The organism is Micromonospora sp. NPDC005172 (assembly GCF_040608555.1).
In the GTDB taxonomy this organism is placed as follows: Bacteria; Actinomycetota; Actinomycetes; order Mycobacteriales; family Micromonosporaceae; genus Micromonospora.
The window spans coordinates 1-24,087 of record NZ_JBEXIL010000075.1 but is presented as its reverse complement, the minus strand read 5'-3'; the positions used below and the strand labels follow the sequence as shown (position 1 = coordinate 24,087).

Sequence of the window (24,087 nt, the reverse complement as noted above, 5' to 3'; positions counted from 1 at the left end):
GCGGTCGCCCGGGCGACCGCGGAGCATCGGCGGTGGACGTCATGTCGGACATTGTCCCGGAACCTAGGCCGTCCCAGCCAACTCGGGCTCGGCGGCGGGAGCCGCCGACGCCGGAGCAAGCGCGTCGCGACCCGGCATCCAGCGCAGCACCACCAGCATGCCGAGGGCCGCGACGATCGCGGACAGTGCCGCCGCCCAGTGCATGGCGGTGACGAAGGCGTCGTTGGCTGCCGAGATCAGCGTGGGAGCCGCCGGTCCGAGTCGTCCGGCGGCCGCGTATGCCCCGGAGATCGACTCGTTGGCCGCGTCCTGCGCCTGCGCGGGCAGGCCGGTCAGCGCGTCACCCACGTCGCTGCGGTAGACCGCGCTGAGCACCGAGCCGAGGACCGCCACGCCGAGCGCGCCGGCCACCTGACGGACGGTGTTGCTCACCGCGGAGCCCACGCCAGCCTTTTCACGGGGCAGCGCCGACATGATGGACTCGGTGGCCGGCGGCATGATGTTGGCCATCCCGACGCCCTGGATGAAGAACACGACCAGCACGACCCAGATCGGGGTGGACGCGCCGATGAAGGCGAACGCGGCCAGCGCCACCACGGTCAGCCCCAGCCCCACGGCGGCGACCGCCCGGCCGCCGTAGCGGCGGACCATCGCCGCGCTGCGCGGTGCGAAGACCAGCTGGGCGCCGGCGAAGGGCAGGAAGAGCAGACCGGTCTGCAGCGGGCTGTAGTCGCGGACCAGCTGCAGGTAGAACGAGCTGAAGAACATCACGCCCATCGCGGCGAAGAACACCAGGCCGACGATGGCCACCGGCGCGGCGAAGCGCGGCACCTTGAACAGCCGGACGTCCAGCGACGGGTGGTCGGAGCGGAGCTCGTGCCGCACGAACCAGGCCAGCACGGCGAGACCCACCACGATCGAACCCCAGGCCACCGGGCGGTCGAAGCCGTGCTCGCCGCCGTCGATGATGCCGTAGGAGAGGGCGATCAGGCCGACCACGGAGAGCAGCACGCCGAGCAGGTCGACGCGGCCGGGACGCGGGTCACGCGACTCGGGGACGAGCAGCGCCACCAGGATCACGCCGGCGACGACCACCGGGACGTTGATCAGGAAGACCGAGCCCCACCAGAAGTGCTCCAGCAGCGTGCCGCCGAGGATCGGGCCGATCGCCACCGCCAGGCCGACCGCGCCGGCCCAGACGCCGATGGCCCGGCCGCGCTCACGCGGGTCGAAGACGTTGGAGATGATCGAGAGCGTCACCGGCATGATGGCCGCGCCGCCGACCCCCATCAGGGCGCGGGCCGCGATGAGCTGCGCGGGGCTGTCGGCGTACGCGGAGAGCAGCGACGCCAGGCCGAACAGCGCCAGCCCGATCATGAGGAAGCGCTTGCGGCCGGCGCGGTCGCCGAGCACCCCGAAGGTGAACAGCAGGCCGGCGAAGACCAGCGTGTAGGAGTTGATGGCCCATTCCAGCTCGCCCTGGCTGGCCCCGAGGCCGTGCACCGGGTCGGCCAGCGTGCGCAGGGCGACGTTGAGGATCGTGTTGTCGAGGACGACGACGAGGAGGCTGATCACCAGCACCCCCAGGATCGCCCACCTCCTCGGGTGTCCTGTGTTGTCGTGCAGCTCCATGCCCGGTTCTCCCCCCGGTTGCACCCGCTCAGCAATACGATACGGGCCAGACTCGTAACGGCGACCAGAGTACGACCGCCATTAACGATACGGAACTGTTTCGTATCGCAAGTGGTCCGCGTCACGTCTCCGCGTGCCGCCACTCCGCCGGCTCCGGCTCGGCCAGGCAGACGTCGACGGCTGCCGGCAGCGCGCCCAGGTGGCCTGCGGGCGCGGCGAGGGGTTCGATCCAGCCCGGTCCGGCGCCGTACACCCGCAGGTGGGAAAAATCCCGGGCGAAGCGCACCAGACGGTACGCGCGGCCGGTCACCGGCGTCTGCGACCACAGCACGACGGTGTACGGACGCGCCCGGCGCACGGCGCTCGTCAGCGCGGGCCACGGCAGCGCGGACCCCAGGTGCAGGCAGCCGCGCCCCCGCTCCCGCAGGGCTGCGGCAAGGGCGTGCAGGCCGAGCGAGTGCGCCTCCCGGTCGGCGCCGGCGAGCAGCACCCCACCGGTCGGCAGGGACCGCCCGGGTTGCCGGCGGTGGACGTCCAGCCCCACCCGGACGCCCTCGGACAGGGCGTGTTCCACGGCGATCTCGGCGGCGTCGCGCCCCGGCAGGCGCGCCAGCAGTGGCTGGCAGACCTGCTCCCAGAGCGCCGGCACGCCCCACTCGGCGGCCAGCTCCAGCATCAGCGAGGCGACACGGTTACCGTCCAGGTCCTCGGCCGCCAGCGAGACCCGCTTGAGCGCGGTCTGCACGGCGTCGGCCGGCATCGGATCGGTCAGCACAGGCGTACCCCCGGATAGGTGTTCTCTACCCGGGGTTCGCCGCGAGTGGGCGCGGCGGATGCGCCCGGCGCGGAATTTACCGGCGCGGCCCGACTTGACCCGACCTCCTAGATTGATGATCCACACAGCCCAGCGGAAGGCCCTCCATCCCATGCCTGTCGGCTTCACCATGGCGATCGTCTTCGCCGTCGCCCTGGCCGTCTGCGCCGTCCTGGCACTCGTCGCCCCCGCGCGGTCACTCAAGCGGGTGGCCGCCCTCGCCGCACTCGGCTTCGTCGCCCTCACCCTGCTGGTCGGCCTCGCCTCCAGCGCCCACTCGGTGCCCATCCGCTCGGTCGGCATCGTGACCAGCTTCGGCAAGCCCACCGGCGAGGTGACCGGCTCCGGCCTGAAGTGGGTGGCCCCCTGGCAGAAGGTCGGCGAGTGGGACGCGGGCCGACAGAAGTACGACCACATCGGCGGCGACAACTGCGTCCGGGTACGCACGGGGACACTCGCCGACGCCTGCGTCGAGGTGCTCATCGAGTGGCAGGTCAAGCCGGAGAACGCGCCCAAGCAGTTCATGGACTACAAGGGCGACTTCGACAGCTTCCGGGGACAGCGGGTGGGCGTGCAGCTCGACAGCGCGGTCAACGACGCGTTCGCCGCGTACAACCCGTTGGAGAAGATCGACGCGCGGACCGGTGACCTGAACGTGGACCTCAAGCCGTTCGCGGCGAACATCAAGACCAGCGGCGAGAACCGCCTCGCCACCGACGTCGACATCCTGTCGGTGACCATCACGCGGGTCAACCACGACGACAAGACCGAGGGCAACATCAAGGCGTTCCAGGACAAGCTGGCGCAGACCCGCAACCTGGAGCAGGACCGCAAGAACGCCGAGATCTCCAAGCAGATCACCGAGACCAACGCGAAGGTCGACAAGGTGACCCGCTGCCTGGAGATCGCCGAGAAGAACGGCGCCAACCCGGGCCTGTGCATCAACCCCGGCATCGTCACCGGTAAGTGACGCGGCCGCCGGGCCGGCCAGGCGAATGTGCCCAGGAGCGGTATACCTCAGAGGAATATTCCTCTGCGGTATACCGCTCAGCACCGCAACCGCCCCCGGCCGCGGTGACCGGACCTGCTCGGCTAGGCGTAGTGGAACAGCGGCGGGAAGACGAGGACCACGATCCAGGCCCAGACGGCGTACACCGGCAGGTAACCGGTCTGCCAGCGTTCGAGCGCCGCGAACGGTGTCCGCCGACGGACGAAGCTCAGCAGGAGCCAGGCCGACCACGCGAGGTTGACCAGCAGGACCACGTTCTCACCGAGCGCCGCCGCCCGGTTGGGCGTGCCGCCGTAGTCGTCGGTGATGCGTCCGGTGATCTCGAAGAGCACCAGTACGTCGATGGCCAGCGCGCTGACCACGAGCGCGAGTTGGAGCTTGTCGAACGCGCCGGGCGGGGCAAGCGGATCGCGAGCCGAGAGCGAGTAGAGCAGCAGCCCCAACACCACGACCAGCAGCAGGTCGAACAGGATCAGCGCCTCGCGCTCGACGTCGATGCCGTGACTGGTCCACACGACGGCGACGAGGAAGGCGAGGAGCGCGGCCGTGAACAGCGGGGTGAACAGCCGCGTGAGGACCGGCGCGATGTTCTCGACGACACTCTGCTTGGCCTCGACGAGCCACCCGGCCACCACGACCGCGGCCGCCGCGCCGCAGGGCAGGAGCCACTGCGAGACGAACGCCTCCGGGAGGATCCCGATGGCCCGGAAGGTGGCGAACAGGAACGCGGCGAGCACTCCGCCGCCAAGGGCCATCAGCACGAAGTAGATGAACCACTCGCCGGTGAAGCGGATGAAGTCCATGCGTCGACGTGTGGAACGCCAGTCGTCCGCGACGTAGGCCAGACCCACCACGAGCCACAGCGCGATCGGCAGGTGGACGCTGGTGACGACAATGGACTGCGAGTCGCCCGCCAGGGGGTAGACGTTGGCCGCCACCGCGCCGAGGGCGAACAACGCCACCAGCACCGCGATCACCACCGGCCGCGCTCGCCGACGCCAGGCGAGGAACGCCGCCAGCCAGGGCAGCGCGAACAGGGTGACGTTACGCGTGTAGAACGATCCGTCGTCGTCGAAGGTCAGCCCGAACAGCGCGGGCACCTTGACCGAGGCCACCGCGCCGACCGCCGCGCTGAACATGATCCAGAGGTCCCGGCGGGAGCGCGCACCGGCGGCCGGGTCGCCGGAGTCACCGGTCAGCACGAGCTGCTTCCACAGCCGTTCCGAATGTTCCCGGGCGAACTCCCGAGACAGTTCGTCGAGGCTGCCCATCCGCTTGACCGCGACCAGGAACGCCTCGTCGGAGCTGAGACCCGCCGCGACGAGCGCGTCGACCGAGCCGCGCAGGTGATCTTCGAGCTCGTCGACGTCGGCCGGGCTCAGCGTCCCGCGCCGCAGCACGTACTGACGCCACTGCGCGACCTGCGCCTCCAACTCCCGCGGACCGTCGTACGCCGTCACGCGAGACCCTCCAGCGGACGCGCGGGCAGGGGCATCCGGTCGTGCCAGACCTCCTTGAGCGCGCCCACGACCGTGTCCCACTGTCGGCGCTGCTCGGCCAACTCGGCCCGGCCCCGGTCGGTGATGCGGTAGTACTTGCGCCTGCGCTCGCTGGCGACCGCCTGCCAGCTCGACTCCACGAAGGCGAGACGCTCGAGCCGGTGCAGCAGCGGATAGAGCAGCCCCTCGGTCCAGTCCAGCTCACCTCCGGACAACTCGTTTATCCGCCGCAGGATGGCGTACCCGTAGCTCTCACCCTCGGTCAGGATGCCGAGCACCATCGGCGTCGCCGACGCCGCGACCAGGTCCTTGGCGACCTTCACGGAACCTCCCGCTCTTACCTAGAAGTACGATGCATAGTAGTGCTAGGCATTCCACCGCTGCAACGACTCCGGCGCGAAAACCAGTGGGGACTCGGCGGTCGATCCCGCGAGAATGGCCGACGTGCCGGAGATCGAGGTCGTCGTCGCCCACCAGGAGCGGGCGACCGTGCGCGTCGGCGACATGTTCCTCAAGATCGACGCCGATCCGGATCACGTGGACGTCGAGGTGGCGGCGATGGCGCTGGCACCCGTGCCGACCCCGGAGGTCCTGTGGCGCAACCCGCCCGTGCTCGCGCTCGCCGCCCTACGCGGGCGGGCGCTCGGCCGCCTCGGTGAACCGTCGACCGCGCCGGCGACGGCGTGGGCCGCGGCGGGCGCCGCCGTACGGACGCTGCACGACGCGCCGCTGCCGCCCTGGCCCGGTCGCAGCCTCGACGAACTGGCCACGCGGCTCGACCGTGAGTGCGCATGGCTCGTCGCGAACGGCGCTCTCCCCACCGACCTGGTCACCCGCAACCGTCACATCGCCGAGACGGCGCTCCGACCGTGGACACCGGTGTTCACCCACGGCGACCTCCAGGCGGACCACGTGTTCGTCGACGGTGACGAGATCACCGGCGTGCTCGACTGGTCCGAGGCGAGCCGGGGCGACGCCCTGTTCGACCTCGCCATTCTGACTCTCGGGCACGAGGAGCACCTCGGCGACGTCGTCGCCGGCTACGGGGACGACGTGGACCTCGACGTGATCCGGGCGTGGTGGTCGTGGCGCAGCCTGGTGGTGATCCGTTGGCTGACCGAGCACGGCTTCGACCCGTCGGCGCCCGGCTGCGAGGTCGACGTGCTGCGGGCGCGGATGTGACAAGCGTCAGGGGATGAGTCGGTCGAGCAGCTCGAACCGCTCGTACGGCTGGTCGTAGTCGCCGAAGTGGCCGTCGTCCCGCACGATCTGGGTGCCGCCGAGCCGCTCGAACATCGCCCGTCCCTGCCGGTCGTCGCAGCCGTACGGGTCCTCACGCGAGTTGACGAAGTAGATGTCCCGCACGTGCGACCGGATCGCTTCCCAGTCGTAGCGCTCCTGCAGAACCGGTTCCTCGCTGGTGTTGGGCCGGGTGCAGTAGCCGGCGACCAGGACCGCCTGGGCCACGGTCACCTCGACATGCTCCAGCAGCGCCAGGAGCAGTGCCGCGCCGCCGGAGTGGCCCACCAGAACGGTGTTCTCGTCGACGTGGCGCCCGGCCAGCACCGTCGGCAGGAACGTCGCGATCGGCTCGACGTTGATGCCCGGGAGATGCGGCACCTCGACCCCGTAACCCCGGGCCTCCAGCCGCCCCGCCAACCAGCGGTACCAGGCGACGTCCGGGCTACCACCGGTCCCGTGGAAGATGATCGCGCTGCGCCCCACAGTTCTCCTCCTCAGGGTCGACATCGTGATCACACCACGAGTCAGTCCAGCGTGACGACCCAGCGGGCGCCCTCTCCCCGCGCCAAGCGGTCGAACGCGACCGGCGCCTCGTCCAGCGACATCGTGCCGCTGACCAGCACACCCAGGTCCAGCGTGCCGTCGGCCAGCTCGCCGGCCAGCACCGGCACCTCCCGGTCCGGGTCGGACGAGCCGTACACCGAGGAGCGCAGCGTACGGGCGGAGTGGAAGATGTCGAGCGCGCCGAGGCTGACCATGTCGTCCTTGGCGCCCATGCCGACCACGGTGACCCCGCCCCCACGACGGGTGAGTCGCCAGGCCGCCCGGATGGTGGCGGCCCGACCGACGCACTCGAAGGCGTGGTCGACGCCACGGCTCTCGGTGCGCGCCCGTACCTCCTTGGAGAGCCGGTCGTCGGAGAGCAGGAAGTCGGTCGCCCCGGCCGCGAGGGCCAGGTCCCGTTTCGCCTCGGCGACGTCGATGGCCAGGATCGTCGTGGCACCGGCCCGGCGGGCCGCGGCCAGCACGGCCAGGCCGACCCCGCCGAGCCCGACGACAGCTACCGACTCACCGGGCGCGACCCGGGCGGTGGTCCGGACCGCGCCGAGGCCGGTGAGCACCGCGCAGCCGAGCAGCGCGGCCTGCTCGGGCGGCAACCCGGCGGGGATCGGGACGACAGCGCTCTCCGGCACCACCACCGCCTCGGCGAGCGCGCCGAGACCGAGCGTCAGGTGCAGCGGGACCCCGTCCTCAGTCTCGCCACGCGGCACGGTCGGGGCCGTCGTGTCGGCGCAGAGCCACGGCTCGCCGCGTTGACACCACCAGCAGGCCCGGCAGGCCGGCGCCCAGTTCAGCACCACCGGTGTGCCGATCGCGAGCCGGCTGCCCGGCCCGACCTCGGCCACCACCCCGGTCGCCTCGTGCCCGAGGACCAGCGGAAACCTCGCGGCGATGGTGCCGTTGACCATGGACAGGTCGGAGTGGCAGACACCGGCCGCCCGGATCGTCACCCGCACCTCGCCGGGGCCGGGGGCGGGCAGACGTACCCGCTCGACCCGAAGCTCGGCGCCGGGCCCGCGCGCGACCAGCGCGCGAACGACGACCGGCGCGGACGCCGACTCGACACCTCCCGGCGCGGCCGGGGACAGCTCGGGACCGGTCATCGCTGGATCGCCTTCAGCTCGCAGAACTCGGCGAGCCCGTGCGTGCCCAACTCCCGGCCGAGGCCGGACTGCTTGTAGCCGCCGAAGGGGGCGAGCGGGTTGAACGGCGCGCCGTTGATGTCGACGGCCCCGGTTCGCAGGCGTCGCGCCACCGCGAGCGCCGCCTCGGTGTCGGCGGACCAGACCGCGCCGGCCAGCCCGTAGCGCGAGTTGTTGGCGATGGCCACGGCCTCGTCGGTGTCGTCGAAGGGGATGACGGCGAGGACGGGACCGAAGACCTCCTCCTGGGCGAGCGCGCTGTCCGGGTGCACGTCGGCGAAGACGGTCGGGGCGACGAAGTGACCGCGCGCCGGGACCGGGGCGTCCGGGCCACCGACGACCAGCCGCGCGCCGTCGGCGAGCGCCCGGTCGACGTGACCGCGTACCCGCTTGGCCTGGGCGGCGGAGACCAGCGGGCCGAGCCGGGTGGTCGGGTCGAACGGGTCGCCGAGCCGGTAGCCGGCCACCGCTTTCGCGATCAGGTCGAGCGCCTCGTCGTACCGGTCGCGGTGCACCAGCATCCTGGTCCACGCCGTGCAGGTCTGACCGGAGTTGAGCAGGGCGTTGCCCACGCCCACCTTGACCGCGGCGGCCAGGTCGGCGTCACCGAGGATCACGTTGGCGGACTTGCCGCCCAGCTCCAGCGCGACGCGGGCGATCCGGTCGGCGGCGCTGCGCATGATCCGGGTGCCGGTGGCGGTGCTGCCGGTGAACGAGACGAGGTCGACGTCGGGGTGTCCGGCCAGGGCCTCACCGACGACCGCGCCGGTGCCGGGCACCAGGTTGAGCACACCCGGCGGCAGGCCGGCCTCGCTGACCGCGTCGAAGAGCAGGTACGCGGTCAGCGGGGTCAGCTCGCTGGGCTTGAGCACGACCGTGCATCCGGCGGCGAGCGCGGGCGCCACCTTCGCCATCACCTGGTGCAGGGGGTAGTTCCAGGGGGTGATCGCGCCCACCACGCCGATCGGCTCGCGGACGACGAGGGAGTTGCCGATGGTCTCCTCGACCGGTGGGCGGGCGGCGAGCGCCACGTGGTCGCGCAGCACGGTCAGCGGGAGTCCGACCTGCACGCGGGTGGCGAGCTTGAGCGGCGAGCCCTGCTCCACGGCGATGGCGTGGGCGAGGTCGTCGGCGCGGGCGGCGAGGGCCGTGTACAGCCGGTCGAGGTGAGCGGAGCGTTCGGCGGGCGCGGTGGCCGCCCAGCCCGCGAAGGCGGCGCGGGCGGCGGCGACGGCGGCGTCCACGTCGGCCGCCGTACCGGCGGGCACCTGCCCGACGATGTCGCCGGTGCTCGGGCTCTCCACCTCGATCACGTCGGTGCCGGCGGGAGGCGTCCAGTCGCCGCCGATGTGCACGTGGCGCCGGAGGCGCAGGAGGTCGGGCAGCGGTGACGGCGGGGCGGCGAGGTCCATGGCGTCCCTTCGAGGGTGGGCGACGGGCGATGGCGACCGGGATCGGTGGTGGGATGTGCGGCGGGCGGTGGCGGCTAAACTAGCGCTGGGAGTTTGGACGCTACCCGCTGGGCTGGCCAGACTCCACAGTGCCGAGGGGGCCGACGGTGCGGTCGTACTCGGCGACCAGGCCGTGCAGCAGCGCGTCCAGGCCGAGAGCGAAGGCACCCTCGTCCACGCTCTGCTGGTGCTCGGCGAGCCGGTGCGCCTGGCGCAGGTGCGGATAGTGCGCGGCGTACAGCTCGGGGTCCTCGACGAACCCGCGGGCGAACGAGCCGAGCGCCGACCCGGCCACGAAGTAGCGCAGCGCCGCGCCGATGTGGGTGGCCCGGGCCGGCGGCCAGCCGGCGCGGACGAGGCCACCGTAGACCGCGTCCGCCATGGCGAGGGCGGCCGGTCGTCGACCCGGGCCCTGCGCCAGGTACGGCACGATGTTCGGGTGCGCGGTGAGCGCCCGCCGGTACGACCACGCCCAGTCACGCGAAGCGGCGACCCAGTCCCGGCTGACGAATCCGCTGGTGTCGACGGTGCCGGTGACCCCGTCGGCGACCGCGTCGAGGATCTCGTCCTTGGTGGCGAAGTGGTTGTAGAGCGAGGGCCCCTGCACTCCGAGCGCGGCGGCGAGCCGGCGGGTGGAGAAGGCGGGCAGGCCCTCGGCGTCGATCAGCGCGGTGGCTGTCTCGACGATCAGCTGCCGGGTGAGCCGGGGCTGGCGGGGTCGGGGCACTGCGCTCCTCGTCGGTCTGGGCGATGGGGTCTGGACGCATCAAAACTTACACCGCTAGTTTAATGGTGACCGGCCACGCCGACGCCAGGAGGACGATCGTGGACTTTTCGCTCACCGACGAGGAGCGGGCGGTGCGGGACACCGCCCGGTCGTTCATCCAACGCGAGGTGATGCCGCTGGAAACGGAGGTTCTCCGCCGGGAGCGGGCGCACCAGCCGAGCCTGGACCACTCCGAGGTACGCGAGCTGCAACTCAAGGCGCGCAAGTTCGGCTTCTGGGGCCTCGCGACCCCCGAGGAGTACGGCGGGATGAACCTGCCGGCCGTCCTCCAGTCACTGATCTGGACGGAGCTGGGCCACACGTTCGTGCCGTTCCGCTTCGGCGGCGAGGCCGACAACATCCTGTTCCACGCGACCGAGGAGCAGAAGCGGGAGTTCCTCATCCCGACGATCGAGGGCGAGCGCCGTTCCTGCTTCGCGATCACCGAGCCGGGGGCCGGCTCGGACGCCGCCAACATCCGGCTCTCCGCCCGCCGCGACGGCGACGACTGGATCCTCGACGGCGAGAAGACCTTCATCACCGGCGGTCACGACGCCGACTTCGCCATCGTCGTCGCGGTGACCGACCGGGAGAAGGGCGCCCGCAACGGCGGCGCGACCGCGTTCCTGGTGGACCGGGCGATGGGCTGGCGCTCCGAGTTCATCCAGACCATGGGCGAGGGCGGGCCGGCGTCACTGATCTTCGACGGCGTACGCGTGCCGCACCGCAACATCCTCGGCGAGATCGGGCAGGGCTTCACCCTCGGCATGGAGTGGATCGGCAAGGGCCGGTACACCATCCCGTCGCACGCCATCGGCATCGCCGAGCGGGTGTTGCAGATGGCCATCGAGTACGCCAACACCCGGGAGACGTTCGGCGCGAAGATCGGCACCAACCAGGCCATCCAGTGGATGATCGCCGACTCGGAGACCGAGTTGGAGGCGGCCCGCTGGCTGGTGCTGCGCTCGGCGTGGACCGTCGATCAGGGCCTCGACCCCCGGCACGCGTCGTCGATGGGCAAGCTCTACGGCGCCGGAATGGTCAACCGGGTCGTCGACCGGGTGCTCCAGATCCACGGCGGCATGGGCTACACCCGGGAGCTGCCCATCGAGCGCTGGTACCGGCAGGTCCGGCTCTACCGCATCTTCGAGGGCACCGACGAGATGCAGCGGCTGATCATCTCCCGTGACCTGCTGCGCGGGTACACGAAGATCGGCGGTCACCTGGCCTGAGCCGCGTCACCCCGCCAGCGCCTCCAGGGCGGCGTCCACGTCCGCCTCGGTCGAGTAGAGGTGGAACGAGGCGCGGACCCGGCCGGCCCGGACCGCCGCGCGGATGCCGGCCGCCGCGAGGCGCTGCTGGGCGTCCGGCACGTCGACGGCGACGATGGCGCTGTCCCCCGGCTGCCGGCCCAGGCCGGTCAGGAACCGGTTGGCCAGCGCCACGTCGTGCGTCTGGATCGCCGGCACGCCGATCTCGGCGACCAGTTCCATGGCGGGGGCGGCGCCCACCCAGCTGAACCAGGCCGGTGAGATGTCGAACCGGCGGGCGTCGTCGGCCAGCCGTAGCGGCGGCCCGTAGTAGGAGGCGTGCGGGTCGCCGCCCGCGTACCAGCCGGCCGCGTCGGGGCGCAGGCGCTCGCGCAGCGCGGGGGCGAGATAGGCGTACGCGGTGCCGCGCGGGTTCATCAGCCACTTGTAGCCGCCCACGGCCACCACGTCGGCCCGGCTGCCGTCGAACGGCAGCCACCCGCACGCCTGGGTCGCGTCCACCACCACCAGCGCGCCGTGCGCCTGGGCCGCGGCCACGATCTCGTCGTACGCGGCGACGGCGCCGTCGGACGACTGCACCAGGCTGAACGCGACCACGTCCGTGTCGGCGTCGACCGCGTCGGCCAGCCGGTCCGCCGGCACCGTGCGGACCGTCACGCCCCGCTCCTGCTGCACCAGCCAGGGGAACAGGTTCGAGGTGAACTCGATCTCCGGAACGACAACGGTGGCGCCGGCCGGCAGGGACGCCGCCACCGGCGCGAGCATCTGGGAGACCGTCGCCCCGACGGCCACGTCGGCGTCGGGCACCCCGATCAGGCCGGCGAACGCCGTCCGGGCCCGCTGCACCGACTCTCCCCAGCCCTCCCAGGACGTGCTGCCGACCCGCCACTGGGCGAGGGAGTCCTGCAACGCCGTCCAGGCCGGCTCGGGCGGCAGCCCGTAGGAGGCGGTGTTCAACCAGCCGGGCTCCGGCTTCCACAACTGCTGCGCCTGCGCGATCTCCATGGCACCGACGCTAGGCGGGTTACCGCAGGTGAGCGACGGCCAATCGGCGATCGGCGGCCTGTCGGTGGGTCTGCCCGGCCGTGGCCGGAGACGGCGCGGCGCGGAGGCGGTGGCGCCGGCAGACGTGGCCGTGGATACCGATTGTGCACAAGGGACTACGCTTTTCGACATGGACGACGGTGCGATTGTCGAGGCCCGGCACCGCATAGCTGCCGCCACCGACGGGCATGTCAAGCTCGGCGGTCTCGGCCTCACCAGTGGCGACCTGGCCGAGCTGCTCCGCGACAGTCCGGCTCTCGCTCACGTGACAGTCCTCGATCTGTCCGACAACACCCTGGACACCCTGCCGGACGCCGTCGCCGCCTGGACCTCCCTCAGATCCCTCGACCTGAGTGACAACAGGCTCAGCGGGTTACCGGACGCCGTGGCCGCCTGGACCTCCCTCACCGCGCTGGGCCTGGACCGCAACCGGCTCACCGCCCTGCCCGAGGCCGTCGCCGGCTGGACCTCCCTCGTCGTGCTGCGGCTGGCCGGCAACCGGCTCACGGCCCTGCCCGACGCCGTGGCGCACTGGACCTCCCTCACCGCGCTGGGCCTGGACGGCAACCACCTCACCACCCTGCCCGCCGCGTCCGCCTCCTGGACCTCCCTCACCGCGCTGCGGCTGGCCGACAACCAGCTCACCGCCCTGCCCGACGCCGTCGCGCACTGGACCTCCCTCACCGTGCTGCACCTGGACGGCAATCGGCTCACCACCCTGCCCGACGCCGTCGCCACCTGGACCTCGCTCACCCACCTGACCCTCGAAGGCAACCAGCTCACGGCCCTGCCGGACGCCGTCGCGCACTGGACCTCCCTTGTCGAGCTGTACCTGGACGGCAACCGGCTCACGGCTCTGCCGGACGCGATCGGCGGGCTCGCCAAGCTGCAGACCCTCGTCGTGAGCGGTAATCCGCTCGCGCCCGAGGTGCTGGCCGCCGAGATGGAGGGCACGGAAGCGCTGCTGGCGTTCCTGCGGGACGTCGGCACCGACGGGATCTCGATCTCCGAGGCCAAGCTCCTGTTCGTGGGTGCCGGCGAGGCCGGGAAGAGTTCCCTGCTCGGCGCGTTGCGAGGCGAACCCTGGCGAGATCGCCACCAGACGCAGGGCATGGACATCAAACCGCTGGTGGTCAGCCACGCCGGCCGCGAGATCACCCTGAACGGGTGGGATTTCGGCGGCCAACAGGCGTACCAGCCGGCCCACCAGGTGTTCTTCAGCGCCGCAGCGGTCTACGTCGTCGTCTGGAAACCACGTCCGGGTGTCGTGGCCGGCATGGTGGAATCCTGGATCGCCATGATCGCGCACCGGGCACCGGACGCCCGGGTCCTCGTGGTCGCGTCCCACGGCGGCCCGTCCTCGCGGGCGGACTCCATCGACGGACAACACCTGCGGCAGCGCTTCGGCGATCTGATCGTCGGTTTCCACGAGGTCGACAGTGCCGTCCCGGACGACCGGCTGGAGGCGCTACGGGAGGCGATCGCCGTGGCCGCTGGCACGCTCCCGCACGTGCACCGTAACTACCCGGCGAGCTGGCAGCGGACGATCGAGGCGGTCAGCGCCGGTGGCCAGCAGGTGATCGACTACCACGGCTACGAGGCGGCGGCCGCCGCGCAGGGACTGAACGCCTTCCAGGCCCGCACACTGGCCAGCAATGCCCACCACCTGGGTAAGTGGATCTACTACGCGGACGACGACGCACTGGCCGCGTTCGTGATCCTCCAACCGGACTGGCTCAACGTCGCGATCGCCGCCGTCCTCGACAGCCGGGACGCCGTCGACGCCCTCGGTCTCGTCGAACACCGCACGCTCGGGAGGCTGTGGAGCGCCGCGCAGGCGCCCGACGGCACGGTCTACACGAGGGAACAGCAGCGACTGTTCCTGGCGCTCATGGGGCGCTTCGAGCTGACGTACCAGGTCTCCCTCGACGCCTCTCCCCAGCCGGTGAGCCTCATCGCGCAACTCGTTCCCGTCGCACAGCCGGACCTGCGCAGGGCGTGGGTCGACTTCCGCCCCGGCGACCGCGAGTACCTGGAGGTGTGCCGCATCTCGGAGGGGCCGGCGGGCCGCGTGGTCATTCCCGACTCCCTGATGTACCGCCTCATCGTCCGCCTGCATCACCAGCGCTACACGGAGCCCGACTCCCTGCAGGGCCTGCACTGGCAGCAGGGCATGGTCCTGCAGAGCCGGTACGGTGCCCGCGCACTTCTCACGGTGCGTACCGATGTCGGTGTCCAGGTCCAGGTGCGCGGCCCGGACGCCGTCACCTACCTGCGACAGGTCACCGACGAGATCCGCTACTGCATCGAGCGGTTCTGGCCCGGCCTGACCACCGTCGCCCTCGTCGGCTGCCGTGACGACTGCGGTCTGGCCGCGCCGGGCGCGGGCCTGTTCGACGTCGACAAGCTCATCAAGTTGCGCGACGCGCACGGCCAGACCGTCGCGCAGTGCCCCATCTCCGGGTGCGACGCCTTTCCCGCCATCGACTCGCTGTTGGGCGGTTCGCGCGCCAGCGACGACGCGCTGGCCCTCCTACAGGACGGCGTGGCGCTGGTGGACAGCCATGTCCGCGTGCTCAGTAAGCGGCTCACCGACCTCAGCGACACCGTCAAGGCCAACCTCGCGAGCGTGAACGCACAGCTGACCGCGTTGATGTGGCAACTCAACGACGAGGCCGCGGACGGCCCCCGGCTGTTCACCCTCACTCCCGTCGGGGCGTCCCTGCGCAATCCGCAGTGGACGTCCATCCGGATGCGGCTGACGTTGTACTGCGAACACTCGCTCCAGCCCGTCCACGTCCTCGAGCCCGGTCGGCGCGACGCCGGCGTCTACACCATCGACGTCTCACGCGAGTGGTGGGTCCGGGCCGTGCCGCTGCTGAGGGCCACCACCATGCTCCTCAAGCCTCTGCTCGGCGTGGGTATGGCCGAACTCAAACTCGAGTTCAACGACGATCAGTGGAAAGCCGTCGAGGAGCAGGTCGCGATGGCGAACGAGACGTTGAACGCCGCTGCGGAGGCCGCGAACCAGCTCACCGCCGGCGACCACAGCGCCGGTCTGGCGGAGCGGATCCCGGGCGCACCGACGTCACCGATCATCGCCGAGGGCGCCACCCTCCGGACGCTGCACGTCGCGTTGCGCGCCCAGGACGTCACCATCGCCGACCTCCGCAAGGTCGTCCGCCCCGACGGCCGCATCCTTTGGGTTCACCGTCAGTTCGAGCACCTCTACCACAGCGGCCTACCTGTCATCCCCTGACCGGACCGACGCACGGTCCGCGGCGTGGGTGCGCCAGACGCGTGGCACCACTACTGCGAACTCCACGTCCGGGACATCGGTGACGATGCCAGGGAGATCAATCGGCGGGTCGTGGTCGCCCGCAGGAGTTTCGTGCGACGGCCGTCGTGGCGACGAGCTGACCGCGAGGGCCAGCCTGGTCGTCGTACCGGATGCTCCAGATCCACGACGGCAGGCGATTCGTGGCACTCGGAGTGGCCTCCGGAGAGGGTTGTCGCGTTGAGGGGCCGCGGCCACGCACGCGCCGCAGCCCCTCAGGGTCATACTGCCCGGCCAGGACGCGAGGTTCGGCGGATGGTCAGGGGATCACCGGTGACGGCGGCAACGTGCCCAGCCGGCGGCGGTTCGGTGAGAGCGGAGACAGCTTGGCGGCCACCCGGATAGCGGTGACGAGGGCGCTCTCCTGGCTGTCCACGTCGAGAACGTGACTGCCAGCGAACCAGAGCCCATCGCAGCCGTTTCTGCTGTGCAGCACGGACTGCGCCCGGATGAAGTCCGGCGTGATCACGGGGTGGCGGAAGGTCGTCTCCGCCAGCAGTTGCTCCGGCTCCTGCCGGCGGTTCAGGGCCCAACTCTTGTAGAGGGTGACGTCGCCGCGCAGTTGCTGGAAGGCGATCGACGCCTCTGCGTGGTCGCCGTCTCGCAGGATGTTGAACGACGACCAGTCCGTGGACGCAGCCGGCATGTAAACGGGGTCCCGATGCACGACGATCCGCGCCGGCATGTACCCGAAGCGACGGTAGGCTCGAACGAGCGGATCGGCACCGGGTAGTTGAGCGACCAGCGTCGTCGCCGGCTCCGGTGGTAGCGCCAGCACCACGTGCTCCGCGACGTGCACTCGACCTGCGGCATCGACGACCCGGTACAGCGCACCGTTCCGAGAAAGCCCAGTGGCAGCCGAGTTGGTCAGCGCGGTCACGGTGGTGAACTCACCGGCGAGAGCCGCGATGACAGCTTGCAGACCGTCCCTTGCGTTGACGTACTCCGTCCGTTGCTCGGCACCGTCGCCGACAAGCGGCCGAACTCCGAGCGCCAACGCGGCGCGCGCCGAGAAAGCCTTGGCCTGGGGGATCGAAGCGCCATTCACGGACGCCACAAACGGATAGACAAGGCTCTGTTTCAGAGTTTCATCGATGGCCAATGCCTCGACGAACTCGCCGACGGTGGTATCCCAGTCTTGGCGAGTCTCCAGGTCCTTTGCCCCGGCCATGACCGCGCCAATAGCCTGCAGCCCGGGCAGGTAGGGCAGCACGTCGGTGATCGGACGCCCGGCCGAGGGTGAGACCATCACCGGGGTGGGCACCCCATACTGCGCGACGGTGTTGTACAAGGCGTTCGGTACGGTCGGCAACTGCAGAACCGACGTCACGAGTTTGTGATAGATCGGGTGTGAGGCTGACCCGAAGAACTGCGCACCGAGATCGACGGCCACCTGACGGCCATCGACGTCGAGCTGGACGGTGGCGTTGTGACCGCCCAGCGTGGACGCCGCCTCCAGCAGCGTCACATTGCAATACCCATCCATCAGCCAAGCAGCGGCGACCCCGGCGATCCCACCGCCGATCACCACGACCCGCGTCCCGGCACGACCGGGCAAGGCTGCTTCGGCGGCCCCCGGCCGACCAGCGGCGCCCAGCAGCGCCGCCGCCGCACCGGCACCCGCCGACGCAAGAACACCCCGCCTTGAAAGCTGCGGTGAACTGCGGTAGTTGGTCATCTACCGATCCTCCCCTTCCGGAAAGACTAGGTATCAACAGTCGAGCACAGTGGGATGCCAAGTGCGGCTCGCAGCAAGGCAGGGAAATTATTCGATTCGGGAAAGCCGCCTGTCAACAGTTTCCCTCGATCGCGGCCGAGAACGGGCCCCCAGCTGGGAATAAACCAAAAATAAAGTTGTCGCTCTATAATGGACCGCATTTCGATGCACGCTGGTCAACTGAAACCTCCGTCACCGACAGCGGGGCAGAACCGATCCGTCGCCGACGGCGTGGGCGCTCAACTGGTCCGCCATTTCTGGTTGGCTTTGCCATTGCACTGCCAGATCTGCAGCCGGGCACCGTTGTCCATGTTCGCGTCGAGCACGTCAACGCACTTGGCCGTTTGGATGTTGACCAGGTCGTGGGCCTTGTTCAGGTTGAACCTCTGCGAACTGGCGCCAGAGCAGTCAGCCAGTTGAACGGCGGCGCCCTCCGCGGTGGAGCCACCGGCGACGTCCAGGCACTTGCCCATCGAGCGGACCGTACCGTCACCGGGAAAAGTCCACAGCTGCTTCGCCGTCCGGCTACAGTCCCCGATCTGCAGTCGGACACCAGCCGTGGCGTTGCCGCCCGGAATCTCGATGCAACGACTGCTCGCGAACCCGAGGATCTGCTTCCCTGGGTCAGTGGCGCCCTGCGACGGGGCCGCCGACTGCTGGGCCGGATCTCTTGCGACCGCCGCGCCGGGGCCGCTTTCCGGCGCGGACTTCCCGGACGCGGCCGAGGACGGCCCCACGGCGGGTCCAGACCGGGGGACGCCCACCACCGGCAAGCCTCCAAAGCCATCCGTGATGAGCGCATAGAGGTCCGTGCTCGCGGACCATTCGGCGGCCGGGGTGGTCCAGCGGATCGAATAGCCGTGCCCGTTCTGGGCGACGAACGCCCGACTCACCGCCCGCATCGGCGTGCCGTCCTCGTCGGTGTACGTCCACTCCCATTCTGCGGCCCGCACCTGAAGACGTAGCGCAGTGAGCCGCACCTGCCGGTAGTCGGCGTACCGCTCGCGTTCGGCCGCTTCCCTCGTCCGCAGGTCGCCAGGAAGGTCCCCGGGGATGGGCCGGAGTTCGTCGACGACGAGCAGCCGCCTGCCGTCCGGCTCACGGAACTCGACCCGCCCACCGTCACGCTGTGCCTGCCAGCCGTCCGGCAACGGCAGGATAAAGCGGGGATCATCGTGGTAGTAGTGCCAACCCGCAGGCGGCAGCGCCCTGATCTCCGACAAGCCGCTCGCCGACGGGTTCGCGGTCGGTGCCGCAGCCGACTTGTCGCTCACGTCGCCGCGCAGCCCACCGTTGAGCACCGTCGCGGTCACCAGCACCACCAGCAGTAGGCCGGCGGCCAGTGCGCCGCTCAGCCGGGCCCGACGCATGCGCCCTCCCGTCGATAAGGGCACGTCGGTAGCACCTCCCGGCGCGGGCGGGCTGACTTCGGCGGTGACCAGCCCGGGCACGATCTCCGGCCGGAGCGCCCTACGGATGTCGTCCGCCCCGGCGATCGAACCGTCGCCGTCGCCATTCCCCGCAGCGACCGGGTCGTCGACGTTGCTGCCCTCCGGAGCGTCCTGCTCGCTCAGGTTGACGGCCTGGCGGAGCAGCCGCTCAGCCTCCTCGCCACTGATCCGCTGGTTCGGCTCCCGGCGCAGTAGCCCTTCAAGCAGTGGGGTCAGCTGACCGGCCCGCTGGGCTTGCGGCGGCGGCTCGGTCACGAGCGCCGCCAGTGTGGCGATCGATGACGACCGCTGGTAGGGGGTGCGACCCTCGACCGCCGCATAGAGGGTGGCACCGAGCGACCAGAGGTCCGCGGCTGGGCCCACCGTACCGTCGGTGGCTCGCTCCGGGGCGAGGAACGCCGGCGAGCCGAGCACCATCCCGGTCTGGGTCATCCGTGGGTCGCCGGGGAGCGTTGCCAGGCCGAAGTCGGTCAACACCACTCTGCCGTCGTGGGCGAGCAGCACATTGGCCGGCTTGACGTCCCGGTGCAGAACGCCGGCCCGGTGCGCGGCGCGCAACGCGGCCAGCACGCCCAACCCGATCCTCGCGGCACGGGACGCCGACATCGACCCCTCGGCCGTGAGCACCTCCTGCAGGGACCGGGACGGGACCAGTTCCATGACGATCCACGGGTCGTCGCCCGAGTGCAGGACGTCGAAGACCCGTACCACGTTGACGTGGCCCAGCCGGGCGACCGCCCGCGCCTCGCGCATAGACCGTTCCCGCATCTCCCGGCGCTCGCCGTCCGGCAGACCGGGCGACGCCACCAGCTCCTTGATGGCGACGTCCCGGTGGAGCATCTCGTCCCGGGCGAGCCACACGCGGCCCATCCCACCCTGGCCGAGTGGACGGACCAGCCGGTAACGGTCGGCAATCAACTGTCGAGAGGCGTCAGGCACTCAGGGAAGATACCGGGCGCTGTTTACGCACCCAATTCGTGACGCAATAGAGAAGAAAACGGTTAGGTAAGTCACAAATATTGTCGGCGCGTAACCAAACATGTCACCTTGACGCAATTTCACTATCGTCGCCTAGAGTGACATTACCACCACGCATGAACGAAATATGCGGCTGTCAATGCGCAGGGCTCGCCACCCCGCTACGGACTCATGGTGATCGAAACGAGTGCGGCGACGGCGGGGCTCCCTGGAACACGGACACCCCGATCTCGCCGCCGACCCGGACTCAGGCCGGGGTGGTCACCTTCCCGTCGTCGGACCGACGCCGCGCCGGCTCGTCGTCGTGGTCGTCGAGCATGGTGGCCTCGTCGAACGGGTCGTCGCCGCGCAGCACCGCGGTCGCCCGTTCCCGGTCGAACTCGCCGGTCCAGGTGCCCACCAGCACGGTCGCCACCGCGTTGCCGGCGAAGTTCGTCAGCGCGCGGGCCTCCGACATGAACCGGTCGATGCCGACGATCAGCCCTACCCCGTCGACGAGGTCCGGACGGTGCGACTGGAGGCCACCGGCCAGCGTGGCGATGCCGGCCCCGGTCACGCCCGCCGCACCCTTCGACGCGATGATCATGAACAGCAGCAGCGACACCTGCTCGCCGATGGAGAGCGGATTGCCCAGCGCGTCGGCGATGAACAGCGACGCCATCGTCAGGTAGATGGCCGTGCCGTCCAGGTTGAACGAGTAGCCGGTCGGCACCGTGATGCCGACGACCGGCTTGCTGACGCCGAAGTGCTCCATCTTGGCGATCAGCCGGGGCAGCGCCGACTCCGACGACGACGTCGACAGGATCAGCAGGAACTCCCGGCCCAGGTACCGCAGCAGCGAGAAGATCGAGATCCGGGCGATGAACCAGAGCAGCGCGCCCAGGACCACCAGCACGAAGATCAGACAGGTGGCGTAGAAGCCGAGCATGATCTGGGCGAGGCTCTTGAGGGCGTCCATGCCGGTCGCGCCGACCACGGCGGCCATGGCCCCGAACGCGCCGATCGGCGCCAACCACATGATCATGGCAAGAACCTTGAACACCACCCGCTGGATGACGGCGATCGCGCCGAGCACCGGTTCACCACGCCGACCCATCGCCTGCACGGCGAAGCCGACGAGCAGCGCCACCAGCAGCGTCTGGAGCACCTCGCCCTCGGTGAGCGCGGAGAGCATCGTGGTCGGGATGATCCCGAGCAGGAACTCCGTCGTACCGGCGGCCTCGCCACCGGCGGCGGCCTTGCCCGCGCCCGCGAGGTCCGGGCCCAGGTTCAGGCCGGAGCCGGGGTGGATGAGGTTGCCGACGACCAGGCCGATGGCGAGCGCGACCGTCGACATGGTGAGGAAGTAGCCGAGGGCGAGGCCGCCGACCTTGCCGACCTTCGCGGCCTGCCGGACCGACCCGACCCCGAGCACGATGGTGCAGAAGATGACCGGGCTGATCATCATCTTGATCAGGTTGACGAAGCCGGTGCCGATCGGCTTGAGTTCCTTGCCGAAATCGGGAGCGACCAGGCCGACCACGATGCCGGCGAGCACGGCCGCGATGACGGCCAGATACAAAAAGCGGGTACGGTCCCGGCGGGCCGGCGGCTCCGCAGTGGTGGTGGGTGCGGTGGTGTCCATGTCGACAATGTGAAGCGCGTCTCACCCGTTGACAGCCTTGCGGTCATTCTGTTCACCGCGAAAACCTCAGGGAGGTGTTGGAGGTGGCCCGACGCCAGTGGAGCATCGCCGGGCAGCTCTTCGCGCTCCAGGCGGTGGTGGTCACGCTGCTCGTGCTGGCCGGCGCGGCGGGTGCCGTCTGGCTGGCCCGCACGGACTCCCGCCAGGCCGCGCAGGAGGAGGTGCTCGCGGTGGCGCAGACCGTGGCCAACTCCCCCGACGTCCGCGCCGCCCTCACGACCGCCGACCCCGCCCGCACCCTCCAGCCTTACGCCGAGTCGACCCGGCACGCCACGGGCACCGACTTCGTGGTCGTGATGGCCCCCGACCGCACCCGCTTCTCCCATCCCACCCGGAGGCAGATCGGCGAGCCGTTCGTCGGCGAGATCGGGCCCGCCCTGGCGGGCCATCCGTTCACCACCACCAACGTCGGGACGCTCGGCGAGTCGGTGCGCGCGGTCGTTCCGGTGTACGACGAGCAGCAGCGCATCATCGGTCTGGTCTCGGTGGGCATCACCACCCGGGCGATCAACCGCAAGCTGCTGCGCCAGCTTCCCGTGCTCCTCGGCGTCGCCGCGCCGGCGCTCGCGCTCGCCGCAACCGGTTCGTGGCTGCTCAGCCGACGCCTGCGCCGCCAGACCCACGGCCTCGGACCGACGCAGATGACCCGGATGTACGAGTACTACGACGCGGTCCTGCACTCGGTGCGCGAGGGTCTCGTCGTGCTGACAACCGACCGGCGGGTGGCCCTGATCAACGACGAGGGCCGACGGCTGCTCGGGCTGGACGCGGACGAGCCGGTCATCGACCAGCCGGTCGCCGGCGTGGACCTGCCACCCGCGGTGGCCGAGCTGCTCGGCTCCGGCCGCGACGCCCTCGACGAACCCATGCTGGCCGGTGACCGGGTGCTGGTGGCCAACCAGCGAACCGCCCGCTTCGAGGGCTCGGCGCTCGGCACCGTGCTGACCCTGCGCGACCAGACCGAGCTGCGAGCCCTCGCCAGCGAGCTGGACTCGGTCCGCGCGCTGACCGAGGCGTTGCAGGCGCAGACCCACGAGTCGGCCAACCGTCTGCACACCGTGCTCACGCTTGTGGAGCTGGGCCGCGCCGACGAGGCGGTCCGGCTCGGCACCCGCGACCTGACCCTCGCCCAGCAGCTCACCGACCGGGTGGTCGACGCGGTCACCGAGCCGGCCCTCGCCGCGCTGCTGCTCGGCAAGTCCGCACAGGCCGGCGAGCGCGGCGTGGACCTGGTGATCGAGCCGGACTGCCGCCTCGACGACAGCCCGCTGCCGACGAACGACCTGCTCACCGTCGTCGGCAACCTCGTCGACAACGCCCTGGAGGCGGTCGCCGGTACGCCCCCGCCGCGTACCGTGCGGGTCTTCGTCGGCGCTGTCGACGACGAGTTGGTGGTCCGGGTCGCCGACAGCGGCCCAGGACTGGCGAAGGACCGGGTGGCGGACGCGTTCCGACGCGGCTGGTCCACCAAGAGCACCGGGCGGGGCCTCGGTCTGGCGCTGATCGGGCAGGTCGTGCGCCGCCACGGCGGCAGCGCCGAGGTGACCCGCTCGGACGACGGCGGCAGCCTGTTCACGGTCCGACTACCGCTCGGCGGCACGCGATGACCGACATCCGGGTACTGGTCGTCGAGGACGAGCCGCTGCTGGCCGAGGCGCACGCCGCGTACACCGGGCGGGTCCCCGGGTTCGCGGTGGTCGGGGTGGCACACACCGCACGGGCGGCGATGGCGGCCCTGCGCGCCAACGACGGCGGCGACGTGGACCTCGTACTCCTGGATTTTCGGCTCCCCGACCTGCACGGCCTGGACGTCTGTCGGGCGCTGCGCGCGGCCGGCAGCAGCGTCGACGTGCTCGCGGTGACCTCCGCGCGGGACCTCGCGGTGGTGCGCACCGCGGTGTCCCTCGGGGTGACCCACTACCTGCTCAAACCGTTCACGTTCGCGGCGTTCCGCGACAAGCTGGAACGCTACGCGGACTACCGCGCCCAGGCGCTCGCCGACGGCGAGGTGGCCGCCCAGCACGACGTGGACCGGATGTTCGCCACCCTGCGGGGCACCGCCGGACACAGCCTGCCCAAGGGGCTCGACGCCCAGACCCTCACCCGGGTACGCGCGGCGCTGGCCGACGGCGCCGGCCCGGAGGCGGGGTTGTCGGCGACCGAGGTGAGCGCGGCGACCGGGATCTCCCGGGTGACCGCCCGTCGCTACCTGGAGTACCTGGTGACGATCGACCGGGCCGTCCGCACCCCCCGCTACGGCACCCCCGGCCGCCCCGAGGTCGAGTACCGCCCCCGCTGAGCGGGCCGGGGTGGCGTCGGCGGATGCCGTTGTGCCCCCGCCGACGGGTCGGCGGGGGCACAACGGATCAGCTGCCGAGGGTGACGTGCAGGATCTTTTCGTTGCTGTTGTTCGGGATGCTGTCCTTGTCACCGGTGGTCGTGGTCGTGAGCCACAGGCCGCCGTCGGGCGACGGCTCGACAGTGCGCAG

The 24,087-nt window shown here is 70.8% G+C and carries 18 protein-coding genes; 6 read left to right on the top strand and 12 right to left on the bottom strand.

The window, feature by feature from the left end; translation table 11 throughout:
- Positions 1-63: 63 nt before the first annotated feature.
- The gene (locus tag ABZV06_RS30205; RefSeq protein WP_355247140.1) at positions 64-1,632 is read right to left on the bottom strand and encodes an MFS transporter; all 1,569 of its coding nucleotides are present in this window, start codon (positions 1,630-1,632) and stop codon (positions 64-66) included.
- A 121-nt stretch (positions 1,633-1,753) separates the two neighbouring features.
- Entirely contained in the window at positions 1,754-2,407 is a 654-nt protein-coding gene (locus tag ABZV06_RS30200; protein ID WP_355247137.1) for a transcriptional regulator, read from the bottom strand.
- A 151-nt stretch (positions 2,408-2,558) separates the two neighbouring features.
- Between ABZV06_RS30200 and ABZV06_RS30195 the strand changes: the two genes are divergently transcribed.
- Positions 2,559-3,416 carry an SPFH domain-containing protein gene (locus tag ABZV06_RS30195; RefSeq protein WP_355247134.1) on the top strand — a complete coding sequence of 286 codons (858 nt, stop codon included), beginning with the start codon at positions 2,559-2,561 and terminating at the stop codon, positions 3,414-3,416.
- A gap of 122 nt (positions 3,417-3,538) precedes the next feature.
- Here ABZV06_RS30195 and ABZV06_RS30190 read toward each other — a convergent pair whose 3' ends face one another.
- Both ABZV06_RS30190 and ABZV06_RS30185 read right to left on the bottom strand, forming a co-directional pair.
- Complete coding sequence (locus ABZV06_RS30190; protein ID WP_355625615.1) at positions 3,539-4,915, bottom strand: permease prefix domain 1-containing protein; 1,377 nt, start codon at positions 4,913-4,915, stop codon at positions 3,539-3,541.
- On the bottom strand, positions 4,912-5,277 hold the full coding sequence (locus ABZV06_RS30185; protein WP_355625613.1) for a PadR family transcriptional regulator: 366 nt from the start codon (positions 5,275-5,277) through the stop codon (positions 4,912-4,914). Before ABZV06_RS30185 ends, ABZV06_RS30190 begins: the two co-directional genes overlap by 4 nt.
- A gap of 112 nt (positions 5,278-5,389) precedes the next feature.
- Here ABZV06_RS30185 and ABZV06_RS30180 point away from each other — a divergent pair, with 112 nt between their 5' ends.
- Positions 5,390-6,136 (top strand): phosphotransferase, encoded by a 747-nt coding sequence (locus ABZV06_RS30180; protein ID WP_355247125.1) that lies wholly within the window; start codon positions 5,390-5,392, stop codon positions 6,134-6,136.
- A 6-nt stretch (positions 6,137-6,142) separates the two neighbouring features.
- On the opposite strand, the gene ABZV06_RS30175 is transcribed toward ABZV06_RS30180, so the two are convergent.
- The 4 genes from ABZV06_RS30175 to ABZV06_RS30160 form a co-directional block, all read right to left on the bottom strand.
- The gene (locus ABZV06_RS30175; protein WP_355625611.1) at positions 6,143-6,679 is read right to left on the bottom strand and encodes an alpha/beta hydrolase; all 537 of its coding nucleotides are present in this window, start codon (positions 6,677-6,679) and stop codon (positions 6,143-6,145) included.
- A gap of 41 nt (positions 6,680-6,720) precedes the next feature.
- Positions 6,721-7,860, bottom strand: a complete 1,140-nt coding sequence (locus tag ABZV06_RS30170; protein WP_355247119.1) for an alcohol dehydrogenase catalytic domain-containing protein — start codon at positions 7,858-7,860, stop codon at positions 6,721-6,723.
- Positions 7,857-9,311, bottom strand: coding sequence for an aldehyde dehydrogenase family protein (locus ABZV06_RS30165; RefSeq protein ID WP_355625609.1), 1,455 nt, complete (start codon positions 9,309-9,311; stop codon positions 7,857-7,859). Before ABZV06_RS30165 ends, ABZV06_RS30170 begins: the two co-directional genes overlap by 4 nt.
- Positions 9,312-9,411: 100 nt before the next feature.
- Positions 9,412-10,077: a TetR/AcrR family transcriptional regulator C-terminal domain-containing protein gene (locus tag ABZV06_RS30160; protein ID WP_355247114.1), complete on the bottom strand. Its 666-nt coding sequence runs from the start codon at positions 10,075-10,077 to the stop codon at positions 9,412-9,414.
- A gap of 98 nt (positions 10,078-10,175) precedes the next feature.
- On the opposite strand from ABZV06_RS30160, the gene ABZV06_RS30155 reads away from it, so the two are divergent.
- The gene (locus tag ABZV06_RS30155) at positions 10,176-11,348 is read left to right on the top strand and encodes an acyl-CoA dehydrogenase family protein (protein WP_355247111.1); all 1,173 of its coding nucleotides are present in this window, start codon (positions 10,176-10,178) and stop codon (positions 11,346-11,348) included.
- 6 nt (positions 11,349-11,354) lie between these two features.
- Here the strand turns inward: ABZV06_RS30155 and ABZV06_RS30150 are convergent, their stop codons facing one another.
- The gene (locus tag ABZV06_RS30150; protein ID WP_355247108.1) at positions 11,355-12,392 is read right to left on the bottom strand and encodes an aminotransferase class V-fold PLP-dependent enzyme; all 1,038 of its coding nucleotides are present in this window, start codon (positions 12,390-12,392) and stop codon (positions 11,355-11,357) included.
- Positions 12,393-12,561: 169 nt separating this feature from the next.
- On the opposite strand from ABZV06_RS30150, the gene ABZV06_RS30145 reads away from it, so the two are divergent.
- Positions 12,562-15,690, top strand: coding sequence for a COR domain-containing protein (locus tag ABZV06_RS30145; protein ID WP_355625607.1), 3,129 nt, complete (start codon positions 12,562-12,564; stop codon positions 15,688-15,690).
- Between the two features lie 337 nt (positions 15,691-16,027).
- Here ABZV06_RS30145 and ABZV06_RS30140 read toward each other — a convergent pair whose 3' ends face one another.
- From ABZV06_RS30140 to ABZV06_RS30130, 3 genes are all read right to left on the bottom strand, one after another.
- The gene (locus tag ABZV06_RS30140) at positions 16,028-17,446 is read right to left on the bottom strand and encodes an FAD-dependent oxidoreductase (RefSeq protein WP_355247103.1); all 1,419 of its coding nucleotides are present in this window, start codon (positions 17,444-17,446) and stop codon (positions 16,028-16,030) included.
- A 278-nt stretch (positions 17,447-17,724) separates the two neighbouring features.
- Entirely contained in the window at positions 17,725-19,875 is a 2,151-nt protein-coding gene (locus ABZV06_RS30135) for a serine/threonine protein kinase (RefSeq protein WP_355247100.1), read from the bottom strand.
- Positions 19,876-20,161: 286 nt separating this feature from the next.
- Positions 20,162-21,538, bottom strand: coding sequence for a cation:dicarboxylase symporter family transporter (locus ABZV06_RS30130; protein WP_355247097.1), 1,377 nt, complete (start codon positions 21,536-21,538; stop codon positions 20,162-20,164).
- 83 nt (positions 21,539-21,621) lie between these two features.
- Here ABZV06_RS30130 and ABZV06_RS30125 point away from each other — a divergent pair, with 83 nt between their 5' ends.
- Both ABZV06_RS30125 and ABZV06_RS30120 read left to right on the top strand, forming a co-directional pair.
- Positions 21,622-23,205: a sensor histidine kinase gene (locus ABZV06_RS30125; protein ID WP_355247094.1), complete on the top strand. Its 1,584-nt coding sequence runs from the start codon at positions 21,622-21,624 to the stop codon at positions 23,203-23,205.
- Complete coding sequence (locus ABZV06_RS30120) at positions 23,202-23,897, top strand: response regulator (protein ID WP_355247092.1); 696 nt, start codon at positions 23,202-23,204, stop codon at positions 23,895-23,897. The genes ABZV06_RS30125 and ABZV06_RS30120 overlap by 4 nt, the downstream gene beginning before the upstream one ends.
- Positions 23,898-24,087: the final 190 nt, after the last annotated feature.

Coding starts and splice junctions, on each gene's coding strand:
- ABZV06_RS30205 (WP_355247140.1), bottom strand. CDS start 1,632: ATGGAGCTGCACGACAACACAGGACACCCGAGGAGGTGGGCGATCCTG.
- ABZV06_RS30195 (WP_355247134.1), top strand. CDS start 2,559: ATGCCTGTCGGCTTCACCATGGCGATCGTCTTCGCCGTCGCCCTGGCC.
- ABZV06_RS30180 (WP_355247125.1), top strand. CDS start 5,390: ATGGCCGACGTGCCGGAGATCGAGGTCGTCGTCGCCCACCAGGAGCGG.
- ABZV06_RS30170 (WP_355247119.1), bottom strand. CDS start 7,860: ATGACCGGTCCCGAGCTGTCCCCGGCCGCGCCGGGAGGTGTCGAGTCG.
- ABZV06_RS30165 (WP_355625609.1), bottom strand. CDS start 9,311: ATGGACCTCGCCGCCCCGCCGTCACCGCTGCCCGACCTCCTGCGCCTC.
- ABZV06_RS30150 (WP_355247108.1), bottom strand. CDS start 12,392: ATGGAGATCGCGCAGGCGCAGCAGTTGTGGAAGCCGGAGCCCGGCTGG.
- ABZV06_RS30145 (WP_355625607.1), top strand. CDS start 12,562: ATGGACGACGGTGCGATTGTCGAGGCCCGGCACCGCATAGCTGCCGCC.
- ABZV06_RS30140 (WP_355247103.1), bottom strand. CDS start 17,446: ATGACCAACTACCGCAGTTCACCGCAGCTTTCAAGGCGGGGTGTTCTT.
- ABZV06_RS30130 (WP_355247097.1), bottom strand. CDS start 21,538: ATGGACACCACCGCACCCACCACCACTGCGGAGCCGCCGGCCCGCCGG.
- ABZV06_RS30120 (WP_355247092.1), top strand. CDS start 23,202: ATGACCGACATCCGGGTACTGGTCGTCGAGGACGAGCCGCTGCTGGCC.